The organism is Acinetobacter sp. NIPH 1852 (assembly GCF_022549455.1).
In the GTDB taxonomy this organism is placed as follows: Bacteria; Pseudomonadota; Gammaproteobacteria; order Pseudomonadales; family Moraxellaceae; genus Acinetobacter.
This window is the reverse complement of record NZ_JAKZGG010000002.1, coordinates 244,066-264,178: the sequence shown is the minus strand read 5'-3', so window position 1 is coordinate 264,178 and position 20,113 is coordinate 244,066. Positions and strand designations below refer to the sequence as shown.

The following is a 20,113-nucleotide window of genomic DNA, read 5'->3' as shown; positions in this document are numbered from 1 at the left end:
GCTGCATGAAAGAAACCAAAATAAAAACAACAAAGAGCTCAGACAACTTGTCTGAGCTGGTTTACCAACGCATCAAGAATGATATCTTTGATTTCAAACTGATGCCGGGTGAACGTTTTACAGAATCCGAAGTTGCAAAGGCTTATGATGTGAGTCGTACCCCAATCCGACAAGCCTTGTATCGTTTGCAACAAGAGGGTTATGTCGATGTGAGTTTTCGTAGCGGTTGGCAAATCCGACCGCTCAATTTTCGTTATTATGAAGAACTTTATGATGTGCGGATAGTGTTAGAAAAAGATTCGATTCGTAAACTTTGTCAGATGGATCATCAAAACTCTGTTGAATTATCCGTTTTAAAAGATTTATGGATGATCGAATCGCATCAATATCTAAAAGACATCAAACAACTCTCACAACAAGATGAAGATTTTCATTGTGCTTTAGTTCGCGCTTCTGGTAATAATGAAATGGCAAGGATTCATCGTGATTTGAGTGAGCGCATCCGTATTATCCGTCGTTTGGATTTTTCCAAAGATTATCGTGTAGAAGCGACTTATCAAGAACATCAGAAAATACTCGGTTTTATCTTCGATCGCAAAGTGGATGAAGCAATCCACGCGATTGAAGCGCATATTATGCAAAGTCGTGATGAAGTGAAAAAAATTACTTTGCAAATGTTAGATTCGAGTCAGTTTTATTGAGATAGAAATTATTAATGGCTCATATCATTTTTTTTAAGTAAAAGTAATAAGCTGGGAGAAATAAATGCAGGAAGAGTTACTTCTACTTGAGCAAGGTTATAAATTAGTTTTTGACTTAAAGTTATCTTTACTAATGAACCCAGAAAGTATTAAAGAAACACATGAAGTTACACTTGATCAGTCAACAAGTATGGGTTTAAAAGGCGATTACGGCTTATATGCAACAGATGAATGGTGGGAAAATATTGATAATGGAAATATTGAAACATATGTAACCAGTGGAACTATAATTGGATTAAATGAAGAAAACCCCTTCATGGAAGCTAATAAAGTTACCACAATAAAATTAGATAATGAGGAAAGAGAAATATATGGTGGAGTTGATTTCACAAATGAAGAAATAGAAATTAGATACAGAAATCTATTTAAGGTAGGTAATAAAATAGTTACCTTCTATGTTTTAGATAAATTGAAAGAGGACGACACATGGAATGACATCATTGAAGGAAGATTAGGTATATTGCCTTTAGTTAATAAAATATATATTAAAGATTATTAGAATTCTGTGGTTCTTTTATACAATTAAAAGCATGGATCTCTGGGTACTAAGAACTTAAATTCAATATCTTATCCAAGTGAAAATTCACAGAATTATATTTTTCATGCCTAATCCTGCATAAAACTAACATCTTTCATTACTTTTCTATTTAATAATAAAGATCAAACTTCCAATCATCAGATGAAACATGATGAATGATCAAACACTCACGGCACTATTTCTAAAAATCGTTCATAAAGAAGGCTTTTTTACTACAGCAATCGATGGCATTACCCTGATGCGAGTCGATCATGACACACCGCCGATTGCTGTATTGCAAGAACCGACTTTAGTTTTTGTTTTACAAGGTCAAAAACATGGCTATATCGGAACAGAAACCTATTCATTTCAACAAGGAGATTGCCTGATTGTTTCGGTATCGATGCCATTTGATTGCGACACAATTGCAAGTCCTGAATTCCCCATGATTGCGATTGGTATGAAATTAGAGGCGGATACGGTCAATGAATTATTGGCAAAGACCTATTTTAAGAATTATCAGTTTAAGCCGTTAACGACGGGAATGAGCGTCATTCAATATGATCAGAACATCTCAAGTGTATTATTTAGGCTACTCAATACGCTTACATCTGAGCAAGATATTTTGATTTTAGGTGATCAAATAAAACGAGAACTCTTATATAGAGTGATTCAACACTCAGGTGCAGATGCTTTAAAAGGGCTAGTGGCTCAAGGAAATTTAAGACCAATTTATAAAATTTGTGAATATATTCAACATCACTTTACAGAAAAATTAACAGTGGAAATGCTTGCTGAGAAAGCCAATATGAGTACTTCCGCTTTCCATAAAGCCTTCAAACAAGTCACCCAACATCCACCTTTGCAATATTTAAAAATAGTTCGATTGCATAAGGCCAAACAATTGTTGCAAAACGAAAACCAAAGCGTTGCTCAAGCCGCTTATGCTGTTGGTTATCAAAGCTCATCACAATTTAGTCGAGAATTTAAAAAACAGTTTGGTTTTTCTCCTAATCAGACTGAGTTAAATAAGGAATAAACAAATCATGAATCATAGTCGTGTAGATCAAATGAAATATATCGAAATTACTCAAGCTGGCGGTCCTGAAGTTTTAAATGTTGTGCAAGGCGATCGTCCAGAGATTAAAGAAGATGAAGTGCTCATTGAAGTCTATGCTACAGGCATTAATCGACCTGATATTTTGCAACGTCAAGGGCTTTATCCGATGCCGAAAGGCGTGACACAGATTCCAGGTTTAGAAGTTGCTGGCGTTATTGCACAAGTAGGAAATAAGGTAGAAAAGTTTAAAGTCGGCGATAAAGTGTGTGCACTTACCAATGGCGGTGGATATGCAGAATATTGTGCTGTACCCGCAAATCAGACCTTATCAATTCCCAAAAATCTGAGCTTTGTAGAAGCAGCAGCTATTCCTGAAACTTACTTTACGGTATGGGCAAATTTATTTCAGATCGGGCAGTTAAAGAATCATGAAACGGTCTTAATTCATGGTGGTGCGAGTGGTATTGGTTCAACCGCGATCAGTCTATGTCATGCGATGGGAATTCAAAATTTTTCAACAGTTGGCAGTGACGATAAGGTTGAAAAACTAGCTTCGATGTCTCAAGTTATCAACTATAAGACTCAGGATTTCGAAAAAGAAATTTTAGAACGCACCGATGGTCAAGGTGTCGATGTGATCTTGGATATTATAGGTGCATCTTACTTTAATCAAAATTTACGCTTGCTAAAACGAGATGGTCGACTGGTCATCATTGGCTTTATGGGTGGCAGAAAAGTAGATGGCTTTGATATACAAGAATTGATGTTAAAACGTGCGACTGTTACAGGTTCAACCATGCGAGCGAGAACCAACGCAGAAAAAGCAGAAATTACCGAAGACCTTGAGCAATACGTATGGCCATTGATTGAAGCAGATCAATGTAAACCGATTATTTATAAAACTTTTGCTTTTGAAGATGTTGCAGCAGCACACCAATGTCTTGAAAGTAGTCAACATATTGGCAAAGTTGTACTAGAAGTTAAAGCTGAATTTGCCTAATTATATTCATTACATGCCTGTTTATGCAGATCAGTTGAGCATGACCCAAATCTTGAGCAGTATGTACAAACAAAACAATCCTATGAGGACATTTAAAAAATGACAACAAATCTTAATGATCGCAACCCAACGCCTGATGTTGCTGAAGATAATGCATTTTTCCCATCACCATATTCCTTGAGTCAGTACACAGCAGCTAAAACGGATTACGACGGAACCACGTATCCGAATCCTTATCAAGGCGATAAAAAAATTCTTATGATCGCAACGGATGAACGTTATATCTTGATGCAAAATGAGAAATTCTTTTCTACAGGTAATCACCCTGTTGAAATGTTATTACCGATGTTTCATTTAGACAGTGCAGGTTTTGCATTTGATGTTGCAACGCTGTCAGGCAATCCAGTCAAACTTGAAATGTGGGCGATGCCCAAAGAAGAGCAAGTTGTTTTGGATACCTATAAGAAGTATGAGAAACAACTTAAAGCACCCCTGAAATTAGCCGATATTTTGGATAAAGCACTTAGTAAAGACTCTCCTTATGTTGGTGTCTTCATTCCTGGTGGGCATGGCGCAATGGTAAAAATACCGCATAGTAAAGACGTTAAAGCCGTGTTGAAGTGGGCTGTTGAAAACGATAAATATGTGATCACACTTTGTCATGGCCCAGCATCATTACTTGCAGCGGCAGTCGATGAAGATCCAAACGATTATCTCTTTAAAGGCTATCAAGCCTGTGTGTTTCCAGATGCTTTAGATACAGGTGCTAATATAGATATTGGCTACATGCCGGGTCAACTACCGTGGCTGGTTGGTGAAAGTTTAGAGAAACTCGGTGTGGAAATCCTAAATAAAGGAATTACAGGTCAAGTTCATCAAGACCGAAAATTATTAACAGGCGACAGCCCTTTGGCTTCAAACAATTTAGGTAAGCTTGCAGCAAATGCCTTATTAGCAGATACAAATATTGTTTAAAAAGAAATATATCATCAAAGAAATACAACCTCCTTCAAGTTGAGTATTTATCTAACTTCAAGAAGGCAATAAAAAACAACGTATCTAGTGATACGCTGTTTTTTATTGAAGAATAAATCTATTAGGGTGTTGTGACCGCGTCCTTAGGACCAAAACGAGTGACCCAGATCCCAAAAATAGTCGCAAAGATATACATAAAAATAGAATAGACCGCAGCAGGCATTGCAATGGTGGTGCTCGCCATCACGGTAAGCGCAATCGTCATCGCTAGCGTACTGTTATGGATACCAATCTCAAAAGCACAAGCACGTGCTTGAAATGAGCTAATGCCAAGCAAACGAGGAACAAAATAACCAACACATAAACTAATCGCACAGAATAGAGCAGTAGCTAAGCCAATTTGGCCAATGTACTCTACTAAATTTGCACGTTCTGTGATGATTGCACCTAAAATAATAATCACGAGGAAAATGACGGCAAAAATACGTACAGGACGATTCAATTTTTCAGCAAAATGCGGCGCATAGTGACGAACAAGCATCCCAATACCAACAGGCACTAGAATAATTAAAAATACCTGCATTATTTTAGAAAACTGTAGTCCAACTTGTTGACCCTCATTCATAAAATGTAGGATGGAGAAATTGACGATAAAAGGTAAAAAAACAGCGGCGAGTACAGCATTGATCGCAGTTAGGCTAATATTTAACGCAATATCACCTTTATATAAATAACTAAATAAATTTGCGGTCGTTCCACCGGGTGAGGCCGCAAGGAGCATCAAGCCAACAGCCAATAATGGTGGTAAAGCTAAGATTTTACAGATTAAAAAGGCTATGCCGACCAATAAGACCAATTGACAGAACAGTGCAATCAGTACAACTTTGGGATGTTTACTTACTCTGGCGAAATCTTTGACCGTTAACTCTAAACCCAAACCTGCCATGACGATTGCAAGGGCGATAGGTAAAAAAAGTGTGATCAATCCTGAATCCATAATCATTTTTTCCTTTTAATAGATATTATTTGTATGAAAAGATGTTGTTTGGTCGTACCCAGTACGAAATCGAATCCTTCGACTTGTATCGCTCTTGGGAAAGCTGGTACGACACAAGCAACAAATTTAAAAAACCAATACTTTATGCACCATGAATTTAGTTATTTTTACTAAATAATTTCACTTATTAATATGTGCATTTCTCGATTGGAATGTGTCTACTCTACGACAATTTCATAAAATTTTAATATGTCACTTTTAGACTGAGCATTCATTTTCTATGTTTGGTTACATATTTACGACGATTGAGGGTGATGACAGTTCTGTCTTGATCTTGAAGAAAAATGTTCAATCTAGACTGATTTTAGACAGGTTTATAGCGTTCGCTTATCTAGTAAAAGTTCAATATAAACAATTATATATTTCTATTTAGTTAGGCGGGTTACGATCAAAGCACAAATAGTAATGATTATTGTTTCACTGGTTTTTTTTGAAAAGTAATTGGCATAAGTGCACAACTGTATCTTAATTGTGGTCAATGACACTAAATTACATCGAGCATGATAATTTGCGCCAATTTGATATTTGTAACTATTTATTTGGCCTGAATAAGTGAAAGTTATAGAAATCTATAAATCGAAATAGAAGAATTTATATTACAACATGTGGAATAAAATATGGATACCATAGCTCGTGTAGAGGTGGGAACGGATACGAAGGTCCAAAAAAAGCAAAAAGTTACTTGGATCGTTTTTTCACTACTTTCGCTATTTTTATTGATTGGGGTAATGTACTACTTCTTTGTTTTTCGATTTTATCAATCTACCGATAATGCTTATATCCAAGCCGATGTGACATGGGTCATGCCGAAAATTTCGGGTGAAGTTGTTGAATTAGTCATAAATGACAATCAGTTTGTAAAACAAGGTGAGACCCTAGCCATATTAGACCAGCGTGATTATCAGGCACGTTATGATCAAGCCCAATCTTTGGTGACATTAAAAGAAGCTGCGCTTATTGTTCAGCAACAAAATGAAAGGTCGGCAAAATCAACCATTAATGAAGCGAATAGCGGGGTGCTTGCTGTACAAGCAGATTTATCTCGTTTGAAAAAGGATTACGCCCGTTACCAAGACTTATTAAAAGACGGCGTGATTACGCGTCAAAACTTTGACAGTATTCAATCCCAATATCTTTCTGCTCAAGCGCAATTAAACAAAGCATTAGCAACCGTCAATTCAGCAGAAGCGCAGCTCGGAAGCCTACAAGCAGGTCGAGCACAACTTTTGGCAGATATTCAAAATGCAAAAGCAAGCTTGGATCTTTTTCAAATTGATTTAGCATCTGCAAAAGTGACTAGCCCTGTCTCAGGTAAGGTGGGGAGTTTAGCGATACAAAAAGGTTCTCGTGTTGGCCCGCAAACACGATTAATGGCGATTATTCCAGAAAATAGTTTATATGTTCAAGCCAACTTCAAAGAAACACAAATAGAAAAAATGCATATTGGTCAAGAAGTTAAATTAAAAATAGATGCGTATCCAAGTTTAACCTATACCGGAAAAATCGAAAGTTTTTCACCTGCATCAGGTGCAACGTTCTCACTGATGCCACCAGATAATGCAACAGGCAATTTTAATAAGGTCGTTCAGCGGATACCTGTGCGTATTGCGATAGACAGCAACGCTCATATCGATCTGATCAAACCCGGTATGTCGGTCAAAGCAACCGTAAATTTAAGAACTTAATCATCGCGATTTTAGGTGCTAAACATGGATAAGCGTTTAGATGAGGACTGGAAGTTCCCGACCAAAGTCGCGTGGGTGATTTTTATTGCCATGATTTTTGGCAATTTTATGGCGATTTTGGATATTCAAATCGTCGCAAGTTCTCTGAATGAAGTTCAAGCAGGTATGAGTGCTAGTCGCTATGAGGTGACATGGGTTCAAACCGTGTACTTGATTGCTGAAATCATCGCTATTCCGATGTCCAGTATTATTGCGCGAGTGTTATCGACACGAATTTATTACACCATTTGCGCAGTTGGATTTACGATCAGTTCGCTTTTGTGTGCGATGGCTTGGAATCTAGAAAGTTTATTGGTATTTCGTGCAATTCAAGGCTTTATGGGCGGCGGTATGATTCCGACTTCCATGACCGCTTTATTTCTACTATTCCCTGAAGCGAAACGTACTTTGCCACTGGTACTCTTTGGCATGATCAGTACTTTAGGACCAGCTATTGGGCCGACTGTGGGTGGGTGGCTCACCAATAGTTTCTCATGGCACTGGATGTTTCTGATCAATATTATTCCAGGCATCATTATCGCAACCATTATTTTCTCTGGGCCTGATATTGATCGTGCTGATCATTCTTTGCTGAAAACAATGGACTGGATCGGTCTCATTGCGATGGCGATGTTCTTGGGGGGATTGGAATACTTTTTAGATGAAGGCGCTCGACATGATTGGTTGGTGGATAGTGGAGTGCGCATGGCATTTATTATCTGCATTCTTGGCGGTATTACGTTCTTTTATCGGAGTCTTACCCAAGAAAAACCCTTATTGGATTTGAGTGTTTTTAAGAATAAAAATTTTACCTTAAGTGCAATCATCACCTTTGTTATTGGCATGGCACTGTATGGTTTAGGTTATATGATTCCTGTTTTTCTTGGGCAAGTTCGGGAAATGAACAGTAGTCAAATCGGTCACATTATGATGGTAACAGGCGTAGTCATGTTCTGTTTCGCACCATTCCTTGCATGGTTGATTCCAAATTTTGACACTAGAAAAACGGTCTTTGTGGGCATGATCTTGGCCGGATTTGGTGTTTGGTTAAATTCGCATTTAAGTATCCATAGTGATTATGACTTTATGTTTTGGCCGCAAATCTATCGTGGTATTGGCTTAATGATTTGTTTGATTGTGGTTTCGCATTTAGCCATGAGTACATTGCCGATGAGTAAAGTTGCCGATGCCAGCGGTATCTATAATCTGATGCGCAATATTGGCGGTGCAGTGGGACTTGCTTTGATCAACTCTTCCCTAGATTGGCTTACGGCGATCCATGTCACTGAGCTAAATCAATATATGACGCCTCAGAATTGGATTTTTGTAGAACGACTTGAACAACTCACCGCGCAATATCAAGAAGTGGGTTCAAATGCGCAGCAAATCGCGCTGAGTATTATTTATCGAGATATTCATTATCAAGCACTGACATCAAGTTTTAATGATTTACTGCGTATGCTGTCTATCATTATGTTCATTGCTGCTTTCCTTACATTTTTTATGGATAGGGGGAAGAAAATGAATATGTAAAAACATATTAGAGGGTGAGTTTTTTTAATTAAAAAACTGGAAAGGTGTATCTCTGTATATGCCCTTTAAATAAAAATAATAGTTATATAAGTATCGAGATGTCTTGGGGACAAGAATACTTATGTATAAATTTAAAGGTTAAAACTATGATTAAGACAACATATAAGCTGATTTCTAAATTAAACAATAAAGAAAGCACTTATGGCCAATATATAGAAAAAGAGAAGATTGATATTGATAAATTGAAAACGATGTATTCAATTTATGAGCAATATTATGAAAACACCAAGTTTTCAGTCTTTGTTGAAGATTTCCAAAAGAAAAGTGGCGCTATATTAATTTTCAACAAAGAAAGTAATGAAATTGTGGGTTTTTCAACGGTCGCTGTACAACATTTCTATTTTGAAGGTAAAGATTACACCGTTATATTTAGTGGTGATACGGTTATTTTAAGAGCATATTGGGGGACTCGCACCCTGCAAAGTACCATGTTCAAACTGATTATGAAGTTAAGAGTTAAATATCCATTTAATGAACTTTATTGGTTATTGATATCTAAAGGTTATAAAACATACTTGTTATTGGCAAATAATTATTATGCATACTATCCAAACATAATGGATGAAAACCAACACTTGTCAGCGGTGGTAGAACATTACTGTGAGAACTTCTTTGGTGAATATTATGACAAAGAAGTCGGCTTATTAAACTTTGGTAATGACTATCAACCATTAAAAGGGGAAGTCGCACCAATTACGGATGAGATGAGAATACAAAATCCAAAAATTGAGTTTTTTGAGCAACTCAATCCAACTTGGACAGTCGGAACGGAGTTACCGTGTATTGGACGTTTGGCTTGGAAAGATATTGCCCGTTTCCCAGCAAAACTAATCTCGAAGCCGATCAGCAAAGGTCGATGCGATGCAATTGTGACCAAGCACACACGTCAACGAGGAGCCAGCAAATGAGATATCAAGACTGGCTAACGTCTGGATCGCATTTTATTTTAAAACACTGGTGTGATATCGCAGATCAAAAGTTTAAGAAGGGTTTTAATGATCTCGAAGCAGCGCAACGTCAAATTTTAAGTGTTATTTTACAATCATCTACTTTGGCACAGCAGGATGATGTCAAAAATTATGAACAATTTGTCGCGTCTTTTCCTGCAACGCGTTATAGCGCATGGCGAGAAGATATTCAGCAATATCGAGAAGAAAAGTCCTTGCTTTCAAGCAGTAAATTGATCCGTTTTCAACCGACCAGCGGTTCGAGTGAACAAATCAAATTTATTCCTTATACCCAAGCATTCTTAGATGAACTTGATCATGCCATCGCACCTTGGTTAGCGAGTATGTACCGTAAATGTCCGCAATTACAATCAGGAACGCATTATTGGTCAGTTTCATGGTTACCTGAAAGCCAACGTGAAGTGCTAAAAGATAAAAACTTAAATGATGACAGTGCATTACTCGGTATAGGTAAGCGCATCTTATCCAAGTTTACTCAAGCAGTTCCGAGCAATATCGCCTTTGCAGCAAACGCTGATGATGCTTTATTTGCCACAATCTGTTATTTGGTTGCAAACCGTAATTTAGCTATGATCTCAGTGTGGAGTCCGACTTTTGCTTTGCAATTGTTAGATCGCTTGGAAGCCATGCAACAAGACGTTGCGGAAGTTCTATACAGTGGTTCATGGGGTGCCCGTCAGCGTTCTTTGCAACAAGTCGATGCTCCGCATAGCCCAGAAAGCGCTGAACGTTTAATTGATTGCTCCGATGGTGAGCAAATTGATTTTAAAGCCTTATGGCCAAAACTCAGTTTAGTCTCAAGTTGGGATACCGCTGGTTCAAAAGCTTGGGCGGCTCAATTACGACAAAGACTGCCTGAGGTACAGTTTGAAGGCAAAGGTTTGTGGGCAACCGAAGGTGTTGTCACGATTCCTTATGCTGATCAGTATCCACTTGCATATCAAAGTCATTTTTATGAATTTGAATATCTAGAAGGCGAAAAACAAGGGCAGATTATCCCTTCTTGGGCATTGAAAATGGGTGATGTTGTTAGTCCAATCATTAGCTCAGGTAATGGTTTATTGCGATATTGTTTGGATGACTGCTTAATTGTGACTGGTTTCTTGGATCAAATACCGTGTTTTGAGTTTCAAGGACGTCGTTTTGGTGTCGATCTTGTGGGGGAAAAGCTAGCTCCTGAAACAGCACAACAGCTTTTATCACATTTAAATCAAACGGATTCTAAAGCGATTTCGTTGCTCGCGATTGATACACAGCAGCATGTTAAACCGTTTTACTGTGTATTGTTTGAAGGAGATATTCATCACACGGTTGATCATGAATATATCGATAATATTTTACGTCGAAACTTTCATTATGAACTTGCTCGAAATCTGGGACAGCTAGATCAACCACAGATTCGACAGGCAGAAAATGGTTGGAATGCCTATAAAAAGTTGGTGATGTTCGATGGCATCATTGAAGGCAATATTAAGCCAGAACCTCTGAAAAAAGTGAGCTTGAATAGTTTGGCTCAGCTATGAAACAAGGAGGATGCAAGGTGCAGCGATTCAAAAAGCGAGTGTTAAAACTTCATTCTTTAGTGTTTGTCAGTGTTTTATTCATATCGGGTGCAGTCAATGGAATGACTTTAGAGCAAGCCTTGAGTGCGAGTTTAAAACATGAAAGCCAACTAGAACTGAGCCGTTTAAGTGTCAATCAGTCCACTGCCATGCTTGAACAAGCAAGACAACGTGATGGTTTAAAAGTAAATTTGGTGGGGCAGTTGGACTATGAAAAAATAGAGACACCGGCAACAGTTTTATTTCCGACAGAGGGAAATAGGCGTGGTCGCAGCTTACAACTACAGATGGACTATCCGATTTACACATCGGGTCGTCATCGTTTGGGCGTAGATGCCGCTAAAAGTCAGCTTTCTGCACAGACCCATGCATTTTCCGATCGACGATCAGAAACGATTTTAAATACAGTGATGGTCTATACCGATGTACTCAAAAAGCAGTCGATTTTAGCACTTAGAAAAAAAACACTTTCTAATCTACAAAGATCACTTTATGAGTCTCAACGGCGCTTTGATGTTGGCATGATTACCCGTGCTGATTTGGCTCAAGTCTTGGCGCAGGTCGCTCAAGGGCAAGCCGATGTGACTCAAGCACAATCGAGCCTCAGCATTAGCGAAGCGCAATTTTATCAAGTGACAGGTGTTCGAGCTGATCAATTGGTGCCAATCACTCAAGCACCGAATCTGACAAATAATTTGGATGAGATTTTATCAAAGACTAAAAATCACCCTGCGCTTATCCAAGCAAAGTACCAAAAGCAAGCGGCAGAGCAACAATTCGCCTTAACAAAACGTGAGCTTTGGCCAACTGTGATGTTGACCAGTCGCGCTGGGAAACAAGAAGAAGCGAGTTACATTGGTTCTGAAAGTAATAATTATATGGTGGGCGTACAGTTAAATATGCCTTTGTTTGATGATGGTTTAAATCGCGCCAATGTGCGAAAAGCACAAACAGATGTGGATCTCGCCAATCAGAAGATTAGAAGCCTTGAATTGGAACTGAATCAACGTGCACAAACGACCTATGCACAACTTTTAAGTATCCGTCAAAATAAAAATGCACTCAAAAATGCAATAGATGCAGCAGAAATCGCGCTGCTATACACACGTAAAGAATTTGAAATAGGCACCAAGACAACCTTTGACTTACTCAATACAGAGCAAAAATTGTTGGATGTTCAAACTCAGAAAATCGTCAATGAACAAGATGAAATCGTATTTGTCTATCAGTTATTGGATCAAATGGGCGAGCTAAACCAGCTGGTGTCTAATCAATATCCTGAACAGGTGAATCTACAATGAATATAAATCCTGCATTACAACCGCCTGAAAAAAGTCATCTCATTACAAGGGAAGCAACATTAGAAGATGACCAAGCCTTGCGAGCATTGATCGCTGTTCCAATGACAACGAAAGGGGTTCAAATCAGTTTTCAACGTGAGCCGAGTTATTTTAAAGCATCCGATATTTTGTATAAGCATAAATTACATGTGGTGATTGAAGACACTGCGAGCCAGAAAAAAGTGGCTTGTTATAGCAATGGCTATCGTCCGTGTTATGTCAATCGCAGCATACAGAATTTTCGATATGCCAGTGACCTGCGCGTTGATCATCGCTATCGAGGAAAATCATTAGTTAAGGTGCTCGGTGCACATGTAAAAGAAAATATGCATGCGCCTAATTTTAGTCAGATGATTATTTTTGATGATAATCATGCAGCCCGTGCTGCAATACAAGCGCCTAAAACAGGTATGCCTGATTATTATGATGAAGGACTCATTGAGACTTTAACGCTGACAGATTTAGGCTCACGAAGAAAAATTACGACTTTCCTGAATGATTCAAACCCACATCATACGGACATAGCGCAGATTCAATCTTGTATAGCCAAACCAGAACATATACAGGCGATGAATCAGTTTATTACCGAGATGTCAGATTACTATAACTTTATCCCTGCTTATAATTTCGAAGAGTTGGCTGAGGGGAATTGTTATTTTTCTGGCATAAAACTATCAGACTTTCTTCTTTATTTTCAGAATGACAAAATTGTTGGCATGTTTGGGTTATGGGATCAGCACAGCCTGAAACAAACCAAAATATTACATTACAGTCCAATGATCGGCGTACTCAGACCGATATATAACCTTTACACCAAGTTCAGTAAAAGCATGCCTTTGCCCAAGCGAGGTGATCCCGTGAAATATCATGTACTGCATACTTTATTGTGTCATCCAGAGGCACTCGCTTTGCATCATCGTATGCTCAGCGATGCTTATCAGCGTTCCAAGCAACTGGGTATTGGTGCTGTTAGTTTTACGCTATCGCATAAAGATCCTCGCTTTCAACTGAATCAATTCTATAAAGGAGAACGGTTGACTGGTATGCATGGTTTTATTAGCTTTGAGGCAGATCCGCGTCCTAACTTTGATCAAACACTCATTCCATATCTTGAAGTGGGGCGGATTTGACGCTCAATCAAAATGGCTGTGAAATGTTTTATTGAGCAGTCATTTTCTATTTAACATGCTTCAATATGGCGTATTTTTAAGCCATTCCTTTTAAATCCATTAGAAAAACCGACAAAAGTTATCAATTTCATAAAATACTTCTATAATAATGCCCATCATTACGAGTTGCAGTGAGTCGTATGACGACTACGATCAATTGCAACTACGCATTATTAAGTCAATTTTAACGCTATAATTCGGCTTATTTATCAATATTTTCAATCTCTTGTGTTAAAACACATCAGATCAGTTTAGGTGCTAGCATGGAAATCAAGGTTAATTACCTCGACAACCTTCGACAAGAAGCCAAATTCGATGACTTTACCGTAATCGCCGACCAACCGATTCGCTACAAAGGAGATGGTTCAGCACCGGGTCCATTTGATTATTTCTTGGCATCATCAGCACTGTGTGCTGCTTATTTTGTAAAAGTTTATTGTGCCGCGCGTGATATCCCAACTGATAATATTCGTTTATCGCAAAACAATATTGTTGATCCAGAAAACCGCTACAAACAGATTTTTAAAATTCAGGTTGAATTACCGGCTGATATTTCAGAAAAAGATCGTCAAGGTATCTTGCGCTCAATCGACCGTTGTACGGTGAAGAAGGTCATACAAACTGGCCCAGAATTTATTATTGAAGAAGTCGAAAGTATCGATGCCGATGCACAGGCATTGCTGATGCCAAGCTTAGCATCGGAAAATACGACCTATATCGCAGGTAAGGATCTGCCATTAGAAGAAACCATTGCCAATATGTCGAGCATTTTGGCAGGCTTAGGCATGAAGATTGAAATTGCGTCATGGCGCAATATTGTGCCAAATGTTTGGTCACTGCATATCCGTGATGCCCAATCTCCAATGTGTTTTACCAATGGTAAGGGTTCAACCAAAGAAAGTGCTTTGGCTTCAGCACTCGGTGAGTTCATTGAACGTTTAAACTGTAACTTCTTCTACAACGATCAATTTTGGGGTGAAGAGATTGCAAACGCTGAGTTTGTACATTACCCAGATGAGAAATGGTTTAAACCAGGTCCAAATGGCGAATTGCCGAAAGAAATTTTAGATGAATACTGTCTAGAAGTTTATAACCCTGACGATGAGTTACTGGGTACGCATTTGTATGATACCAACTCAGGTAACATCGAACGTGGTATCTGTTCACTTCCATTTGTGCGTCAATCTGATGGTGAGACAATCTATTTCCCATCGAATCTAATTGAAAACCTATATCTAAGTAACGGTATGAGCGCGGGGAATACTTTAGAAGAAGCGCAAGTACAATGTTTATCTGAAATCTTTGAACGTGCTGTAAAACGTGAAATCTTAGAAGGGGAAATCACATTACCTGACGTACCTGAAGACGTTTTAGCGAAATATCCAAGCATTGTTGCAGGTATCCAAGGCTTAGAAGAGCAAGGTTTTCCAGTATTGGTTAAAGACGCTTCTTTGGGTGGTCAATTTCCAGTGATGTGTGTCACTTTGATGAACCCACGCACAGGCGGTGTGTTTGCTTCATTTGGTGCGCATCCAAGCTTTGAAGTCGCTTTGGAACGTAGTCTGACTGAGTTATTACAAGGTCGTAGTTTTGAAGGCTTGAATGACTTGCCACAACCAACCTTCCAAAGTGAAGCAGTGACCGAACCAAATAATTTTGTGGAACACTTTATTGATTCAAGTGGTTTAGTCTCTTGGCGTTTCTTTAGTGCCAAATCTGACTATGATTTCGTCGAGTGGGATTTTACCAATGATGGTGAAAACTCAAATGCTGACGAAGCCGCAGAACTGTTTGGTATTCTTGAAGAAATGGGCAAAGAAGTCTACATGGCTGTCTATGAGCATCTCGGTGCAACAGCTTGTCGTATTTTAGTACCTGATTATTCAGAAATTTATTTGGTTGAAGATTTGGTTTGGGATAATACCAACAAAGCTTTATTGTTCCGTGAAGATATTTTGAACTTGCATCGCTTAGACGATGAGCAACTCGAAGCATTGCTTGAACGTTTAGAAGAATGTGAATTAGATGATTATACTGAGATCACTACGCTGATTGGGGTTGAATTCGATGACAATACCGTGTGGGGACAGCTCACACTGCTCGAATTAAAATTATTAATCAATCTTGCATTGCAGCAATTTGAAGAAGCCAAAGAACTGGTCGAAACGTTCTTGCAATACAATACCAACACAGTTGAGCGCGGCTTGTTCTATCAATGCATGAATGTCGTGCTAGAAGTCATTCTCGATGATGAGATGGAATTGGAAGATTACGACAAAAACTTCCGTCGTATGTTTGGTGATGAACGTATGGATGCGGTAATCGGTTCGGTCGAAGGCACTGTTCGTTTCTATGGTTTAACGCCGACCAGCATGAAACTTGAAGGCTTAGATCGTCATTTACGTTTGATTGAAAGCTATAAGAAATTGCATGCTGCTCGTGCGAAATCAGTGATAGTAAGCTAGGAACGAGAATACACGACACTGGACTGCAAGATGATATTCATTGAGCAGTCCAGTATTTTTTAAATATCTAGCACATTTGAACAAAAAAATTAAAGAAATAAGAATGACATAAATATTTAGCTTCTGTCGGTATTTCAACTATGCATTACGCTATTAGCTAAACCCCTTTGATCATTATTTACACTTGCTGGTATTACCCTTATTGAGATAAACAAAAGGAATTTATATAAGAAGTGTGTTGCTTTAGATTATGAATATAATTCATATTTTTACATTAGAAAAAATCATTTCATGCATATCTAAATTGTTTGTAAGCTCGGAAAATAAGATAGAGATGGTCATCATCTAATAACCGAAGCTATTTATGGATGAATAAATACAAAGATGCGTTTATATATAATCAATAGAGTAGAAAAATGAATCCTTTAGATTTCGCAATTATCGATCCACATATACACCAATGGGACCCTTATCACACACCACATTCAGCTGCGCTATTGGTCAAAACTTTGGGGAAATATCCAACACTTATGGATAAGGTGATTCGTCTGGTTAAGCCCAAGCCATTATTAGATACGCTCGGAAAGACTGAACACATCTTAAATCCTTATTTACCCATACATTACCGTCAAGACTTAGGCGGTTTGAATGTAGAGAGTGTGGTGCATGTTGAAGCCAATTGGCATCATCATAAAGGGTTTGGCGTTGTTGAAGAAACGAGCTGGCTAAGCCATTTAGATTTCTCAAAATATGATTTAAAACTTGCTGCAATCGTTGCCACGGCGGATCCAAGTCATTGCAAATTCGCCGATATTCTAAAAGCACATCGAGATGCAAATCCTTTGTTTAGAGGAATTCGAAAGATGTCTTCTTGGCATGAGGATGACGGCATCTATCGCTGGTCTAAAACACCTCATTTATATCAGTCTAAAAAATTCTTAAAGGGATTTGAGCAACTCGCCAAAATGAATTTGTCCTTCGATGCTTGGGGCTATTCAACTCAATTAAATGAGATCACTGCCTTAGCCAAGCAATTTCCAGAAACACGCATTGTCGTGGATCATCTTGCAACACCTGCTGGGTTATTTGGCGCAGTGGGTAAGAAGACTGGGAAAACTGCTGTGCAACGTGATGCAATATTTAAACAATGGCAAAACGATCTGAGCACTTTGGCAGAACAGCCGAATGTGCATGCAAAAATATCAGGGCTTATGATGCCAGTATTGGGACACACATTTTACAAAGAAAATCGGACGGCGACAGTTGCTGAAATGGTTCAATTATTGACCCCATTGATACAGCATGCGATCCATGTCTTTGGTACAGGACGCATCATGTTCGCTTCGAATTATCCAATGGATAAACCTAATGCGCGTTTAACTGACTTAATACAGGCTTATATCAAAATGATTGAGCCTTATGGTTCTGAAGCTTTGCAAGCGATTTTTAGACAAAACGCAATCCATTTTTATCAATTAGACATTAACTAAACAACAAAGAGCCACGCTATGAAAAATTTTAATCAAAAAGTTGCCGCGATTACAGGTGCAGGTTCTGGAATCGGTCAACAACTTGCTATTTTATTGGCACAACAAGGTGCACATTTAGCCCTAAGTGATGTCAACGAGCAAGGCTTAGCTGAAACATTGGAACTTGTTAAATCCTATCCAGTTAAAGTCACGCTTAGCACCTTAAATGTGGTTGATCGCACTGCTGTAGAGGAATGGGCTACGAATACCGCCCAAGAACATGGAAAAATTAACCTCATTTTTAATAATGCAGGCGTGGCATTGGCAAGCACGGTTGAAGGAATGAGTTATGAGGAAATGGAGTGGGTATTTGATATTAATTTTTGGGGTGTTGTACATGGTACCAAAGCATTTTTACCCTATTTAAAGCAAAGTGGTGAAGGGCATATTATCAATATTTCTAGTCTATTTGGCTTAACCGCCCAACCTACGCAAAGTGCATACAATGCAACTAAATTTGCAGTGCGTGGTTTTACCGAATCACTTCGTCAAGAGCTTGACTTACAAGCCAACGGCGTAAGTGCAACTTGTGTTCATCCAGGAGGAATACGCACTAATATTGCGAATAGCGCACGCATGAGTGATAGTATTCGGGCCTTAGGATTGAATCCTGCAAAGGCCAGTAAAGCTTTTAACAAGGTACTTAAAACCCCACCTGAAGAAGCTGCAAAAGTAATTTTAAATGCGGTTAAAAAAGATCAGCGCCGAGTTTTAATAGGCAATGATGCCAAAATTTTAGATCTGATTCAGCGTGTAGCACCATCACATTATGCGCAAGCATTGAATTTGTTCACCAAAAAGAAAAAGTAAGATTTGAGTTCATCTTTTATTTGATTCACAAAGCTCTAAAGTAAAATGTAATTTAGGGCTTTGTGAATCAATGGCTTATGCTAAATATTGAATGTTAAATTCTCTATAGAACATTCCCAAAGCCAATATACCCATCATGACAGACAGCGTTCTTAATAAAATGGTTTGTACTTTTATATCACTGAGTACTTTCTTTAGATTCCACGAAAAAAAGACATAAAGTCCGCCAATGATGGCAAGTGTGAAGATGGTAATAGACACTAAAAACCAACTTTGCTTTTGCAATGACTGCGCGCCGAAGATAGCAGGTACAATCGCAAGATAAAATGAAATAGTTTTAGGATTACTCAAAGTAATTAACAGCCCATCTTTATAGGAAAAAAGCGTGTTTTTGAGATTTGCAGGTGCTTCATTTTCCAAAAGATTACCGTTAAAAAACCAAAACTTATAAGCTAAGTAAAGCAGGTATGAACTTGATAGTAGTATCAAATAAAAAGCCAAATGTGGACTGAAATGATGAATCGAAGAAAGAAGAAAAATTGAAACCAATAAAAAAGTGATATCTCCCGTGATGAGGCCAAACAGCATCATCAGTCCATTCTTATATCCCTGCACTAAGGTTTTAAACATAAGACCGGTCATACCTGGTCCAGGGAGGATTGCTGCTAATCCTAAAGTTAAAACATAGGTCATTGTTTGTGTGAGATGTTCCATGCCAATTAAAACCAAATGAAATCGGATCTCTATTTTTTAATAAATACACAGGTAAATTTGATCTATATATTCTGGTAAATATCAAAAATAGGGTATAAATAACCCTATATTTAACTTTAATAGAAATATTATGCCTAATTTAAAAATTGATAAAACTGATGCAAAAATTTTAGAGTTATTGCAAAAAGACTCAAGAACCACAAATGCTGAATTATCTGAACAGTTAGGTCTTTCAACCTCGCCCTGTTGGCGAAGAGTCAAACATTTAGAAGACACCAAAGTCATCAAAGGATACGGCGTTTTACTTGATCGCAAAAAACTTGGCTTAGGTGTGATGGTGTTTGTCCGTGTATCGATAGATAGTCATAGCGAAAGAGAGGCAAAGAAATTTGAAGAAGAAGTCACTGCTTTAGATTATGTCGTTGCATGTTATAGCATTGGCGGCGATGCAGACTTTTTGTTGCAAGTCGTATCGCCTGATCTTGATACCTATGCTGAATTTTCAATGACGACCATTCGAAGATTGCCCGGAATCAAAGAAATGCAAAGTATGTTTGTGCTGAAGGAAATAAAGCCCTTTTTATGTTTTCCAGTAAAGCCTCAGAAATAAACACTAATGCACTGATTTTGACTGATCACAGTGCATAGAAAATAAAAATGCATTGTTTTAATACCAAAAAGTATGACGAAATATCAAAATAGTATTACTAAATTGGCACGCCATTTGCTTCATTAATTCCATCATAAAGTGATCTAGGGTTCCGATAGACGACTGCTCAAAGTTGGCTATGACTGAGACCGAGAGTTCACGGTTCGCAAGAACTACACGGAGGGATAAAAGCCCGGGAGGTTGGACTTAAACCTTAAAA

17 protein-coding genes and 1 riboswitch are annotated in these 20,113 nt (G+C 38.3%); of the genes, 15 read left to right on the top strand and 2 right to left on the bottom strand.

From position 1 onward, the window contains the following. Positions 1-5 precede the first annotated feature (5 nt). The 5 genes from MMO38_RS02895 (at position 6) to hchA (ending at position 4,313) form a co-directional block, all read left to right on the top strand. Positions 6-701 carry a GntR family transcriptional regulator gene (locus tag MMO38_RS02895; protein WP_241322473.1) on the top strand — a complete coding sequence of 232 codons (696 nt, stop codon included), beginning with the start codon at positions 6-8 and terminating at the stop codon, positions 699-701. Positions 702-765: 64 nt separating this feature from the next. Then, positions 766-1,260, top strand: a complete 495-nt coding sequence (locus tag MMO38_RS02890; protein ID WP_241322472.1) for a hypothetical protein — start codon at positions 766-768, stop codon at positions 1,258-1,260. Positions 1,261-1,447: 187 nt separating this feature from the next. Continuing rightward, a complete protein-coding gene (locus MMO38_RS02885; RefSeq protein ID WP_241322471.1) occupies positions 1,448-2,317 on the top strand; it encodes an AraC family transcriptional regulator in 870 nt (289 codons plus the stop codon). A 7-nt stretch (positions 2,318-2,324) separates the two neighbouring features. After that, complete coding sequence (locus tag MMO38_RS02880) at positions 2,325-3,338, top strand: NAD(P)H-quinone oxidoreductase (RefSeq protein WP_241322470.1); 1,014 nt, start codon at positions 2,325-2,327, stop codon at positions 3,336-3,338. Positions 3,339-3,437: 99 nt separating this feature from the next. Beyond that, positions 3,438-4,313, top strand: a complete 876-nt coding sequence (hchA, locus tag MMO38_RS02875) for a glyoxalase III HchA (protein WP_241322469.1) — start codon at positions 3,438-3,440, stop codon at positions 4,311-4,313. Positions 4,314-4,434: 121 nt separating this feature from the next. On the opposite strand, the gene MMO38_RS02870 is transcribed toward hchA, so the two are convergent. Next, positions 4,435-5,310 carry a bile acid:sodium symporter family protein gene (locus MMO38_RS02870; RefSeq protein WP_004671216.1) on the bottom strand — a complete coding sequence of 292 codons (876 nt, stop codon included), beginning with the start codon at positions 5,308-5,310 and terminating at the stop codon, positions 4,435-4,437. A gap of 677 nt (positions 5,311-5,987) precedes the next feature. Between MMO38_RS02870 and MMO38_RS02865 the strand changes: the two genes are divergently transcribed. The 9 genes from MMO38_RS02865 to MMO38_RS02825 all read left to right on the top strand — a co-directional run bounded on the left by MMO38_RS02865 (position 5,988) and on the right by MMO38_RS02825 (position 18,530). Next, positions 5,988-7,055 carry an HlyD family secretion protein gene (locus MMO38_RS02865; RefSeq protein WP_004671214.1) on the top strand — a complete coding sequence of 356 codons (1,068 nt, stop codon included), beginning with the start codon at positions 5,988-5,990 and terminating at the stop codon, positions 7,053-7,055. 24 nt (positions 7,056-7,079) lie between these two features. Next, positions 7,080-8,627, top strand: coding sequence for a DHA2 family efflux MFS transporter permease subunit (locus MMO38_RS02860; RefSeq protein WP_005196875.1), 1,548 nt, complete (start codon positions 7,080-7,082; stop codon positions 8,625-8,627). A 146-nt stretch (positions 8,628-8,773) separates the two neighbouring features. Further along, on the top strand, positions 8,774-9,595 hold the full coding sequence (locus MMO38_RS02855; RefSeq protein WP_241322468.1) for a hypothetical protein: 822 nt from the start codon (positions 8,774-8,776) through the stop codon (positions 9,593-9,595). Continuing rightward, complete coding sequence (locus MMO38_RS02850; RefSeq protein ID WP_241322467.1) at positions 9,592-11,178, top strand: GH3 auxin-responsive promoter family protein; 1,587 nt, start codon at positions 9,592-9,594, stop codon at positions 11,176-11,178. The genes MMO38_RS02855 and MMO38_RS02850 overlap by 4 nt, the downstream gene beginning before the upstream one ends. After that, positions 11,175-12,518: a TolC family protein gene (locus MMO38_RS02845; RefSeq protein ID WP_241322466.1), complete on the top strand. Its 1,344-nt coding sequence runs from the start codon at positions 11,175-11,177 to the stop codon at positions 12,516-12,518. Before MMO38_RS02850 ends, MMO38_RS02845 begins: the two co-directional genes overlap by 4 nt. Then, on the top strand, positions 12,515-13,687 hold the full coding sequence (locus MMO38_RS02840) for a hypothetical protein (RefSeq protein ID WP_241322465.1): 1,173 nt from the start codon (positions 12,515-12,517) through the stop codon (positions 13,685-13,687). Before MMO38_RS02845 ends, MMO38_RS02840 begins: the two co-directional genes overlap by 4 nt. 302 nt (positions 13,688-13,989) lie before the next feature. Then, entirely contained in the window at positions 13,990-16,191 is a 2,202-nt protein-coding gene (locus MMO38_RS02835) for an OsmC domain/YcaO domain-containing protein (RefSeq protein ID WP_241322464.1), read from the top strand. 416 nt (positions 16,192-16,607) lie between these two features. Next, positions 16,608-17,681 carry an amidohydrolase family protein gene (locus tag MMO38_RS02830; RefSeq protein ID WP_241322463.1) on the top strand — a complete coding sequence of 358 codons (1,074 nt, stop codon included), beginning with the start codon at positions 16,608-16,610 and terminating at the stop codon, positions 17,679-17,681. A gap of 18 nt (positions 17,682-17,699) precedes the next feature. Further along, positions 17,700-18,530: an SDR family NAD(P)-dependent oxidoreductase gene (locus tag MMO38_RS02825; protein ID WP_241322462.1), complete on the top strand. Its 831-nt coding sequence runs from the start codon at positions 17,700-17,702 to the stop codon at positions 18,528-18,530. A gap of 75 nt (positions 18,531-18,605) precedes the next feature. Here the strand turns inward: MMO38_RS02825 and MMO38_RS02820 are convergent, their stop codons facing one another. Next, positions 18,606-19,244: a LysE family translocator gene (locus MMO38_RS02820; RefSeq protein WP_241322461.1), complete on the bottom strand. Its 639-nt coding sequence runs from the start codon at positions 19,242-19,244 to the stop codon at positions 18,606-18,608. Positions 19,245-19,374: 130 nt separating this feature from the next. On the opposite strand from MMO38_RS02820, the gene MMO38_RS02815 reads away from it, so the two are divergent. Next, the gene (locus MMO38_RS02815) at positions 19,375-19,854 is read left to right on the top strand and encodes an Lrp/AsnC family transcriptional regulator (protein WP_241322460.1); all 480 of its coding nucleotides are present in this window, start codon (positions 19,375-19,377) and stop codon (positions 19,852-19,854) included. Between the two features lie 132 nt (positions 19,855-19,986). Then, a riboswitch (guanidine-I (ykkC/yxkD leader) is annotated at positions 19,987-20,095 on the top strand. The last annotated feature ends 18 nt before the right edge of the window (positions 20,096-20,113 follow it).

Coding starts and splice junctions, on each gene's coding strand:
- MMO38_RS02835 (WP_241322464.1), top strand. CDS start 13,990: ATGGAAATCAAGGTTAATTACCTCGACAACCTTCGACAAGAAGCCAAA.
- MMO38_RS02870 (WP_004671216.1), bottom strand. CDS start 5,310: ATGGATTCAGGATTGATCACACTTTTTTTACCTATCGCCCTTGCAATC.
- MMO38_RS02815 (WP_241322460.1), top strand. CDS start 19,375: ATGCCTAATTTAAAAATTGATAAAACTGATGCAAAAATTTTAGAGTTA.
- hchA (WP_241322469.1), top strand. CDS start 3,438: ATGACAACAAATCTTAATGATCGCAACCCAACGCCTGATGTTGCTGAA.
- MMO38_RS02885 (WP_241322471.1), top strand. CDS start 1,448: ATGATGAATGATCAAACACTCACGGCACTATTTCTAAAAATCGTTCAT.
- MMO38_RS02820 (WP_241322461.1), bottom strand. CDS start 19,244: ATGGAACATCTCACACAAACAATGACCTATGTTTTAACTTTAGGATTA.
- MMO38_RS02825 (WP_241322462.1), top strand. CDS start 17,700: ATGAAAAATTTTAATCAAAAAGTTGCCGCGATTACAGGTGCAGGTTCT.
- MMO38_RS02860 (WP_005196875.1), top strand. CDS start 7,080: ATGGATAAGCGTTTAGATGAGGACTGGAAGTTCCCGACCAAAGTCGCG.
- MMO38_RS02890 (WP_241322472.1), top strand. CDS start 766: ATGCAGGAAGAGTTACTTCTACTTGAGCAAGGTTATAAATTAGTTTTT.
- MMO38_RS02865 (WP_004671214.1), top strand. CDS start 5,988: ATGGATACCATAGCTCGTGTAGAGGTGGGAACGGATACGAAGGTCCAA.
- MMO38_RS02845 (WP_241322466.1), top strand. CDS start 11,175: ATGAAACAAGGAGGATGCAAGGTGCAGCGATTCAAAAAGCGAGTGTTA.
- MMO38_RS02855 (WP_241322468.1), top strand. CDS start 8,774: ATGATTAAGACAACATATAAGCTGATTTCTAAATTAAACAATAAAGAA.
- MMO38_RS02895 (WP_241322473.1), top strand. CDS start 6: ATGAAAGAAACCAAAATAAAAACAACAAAGAGCTCAGACAACTTGTCT.
- MMO38_RS02880 (WP_241322470.1), top strand. CDS start 2,325: ATGAATCATAGTCGTGTAGATCAAATGAAATATATCGAAATTACTCAA.
- MMO38_RS02830 (WP_241322463.1), top strand. CDS start 16,608: ATGAATCCTTTAGATTTCGCAATTATCGATCCACATATACACCAATGG.
- MMO38_RS02840 (WP_241322465.1), top strand. CDS start 12,515: ATGAATATAAATCCTGCATTACAACCGCCTGAAAAAAGTCATCTCATT.
- MMO38_RS02850 (WP_241322467.1), top strand. CDS start 9,592: ATGAGATATCAAGACTGGCTAACGTCTGGATCGCATTTTATTTTAAAA.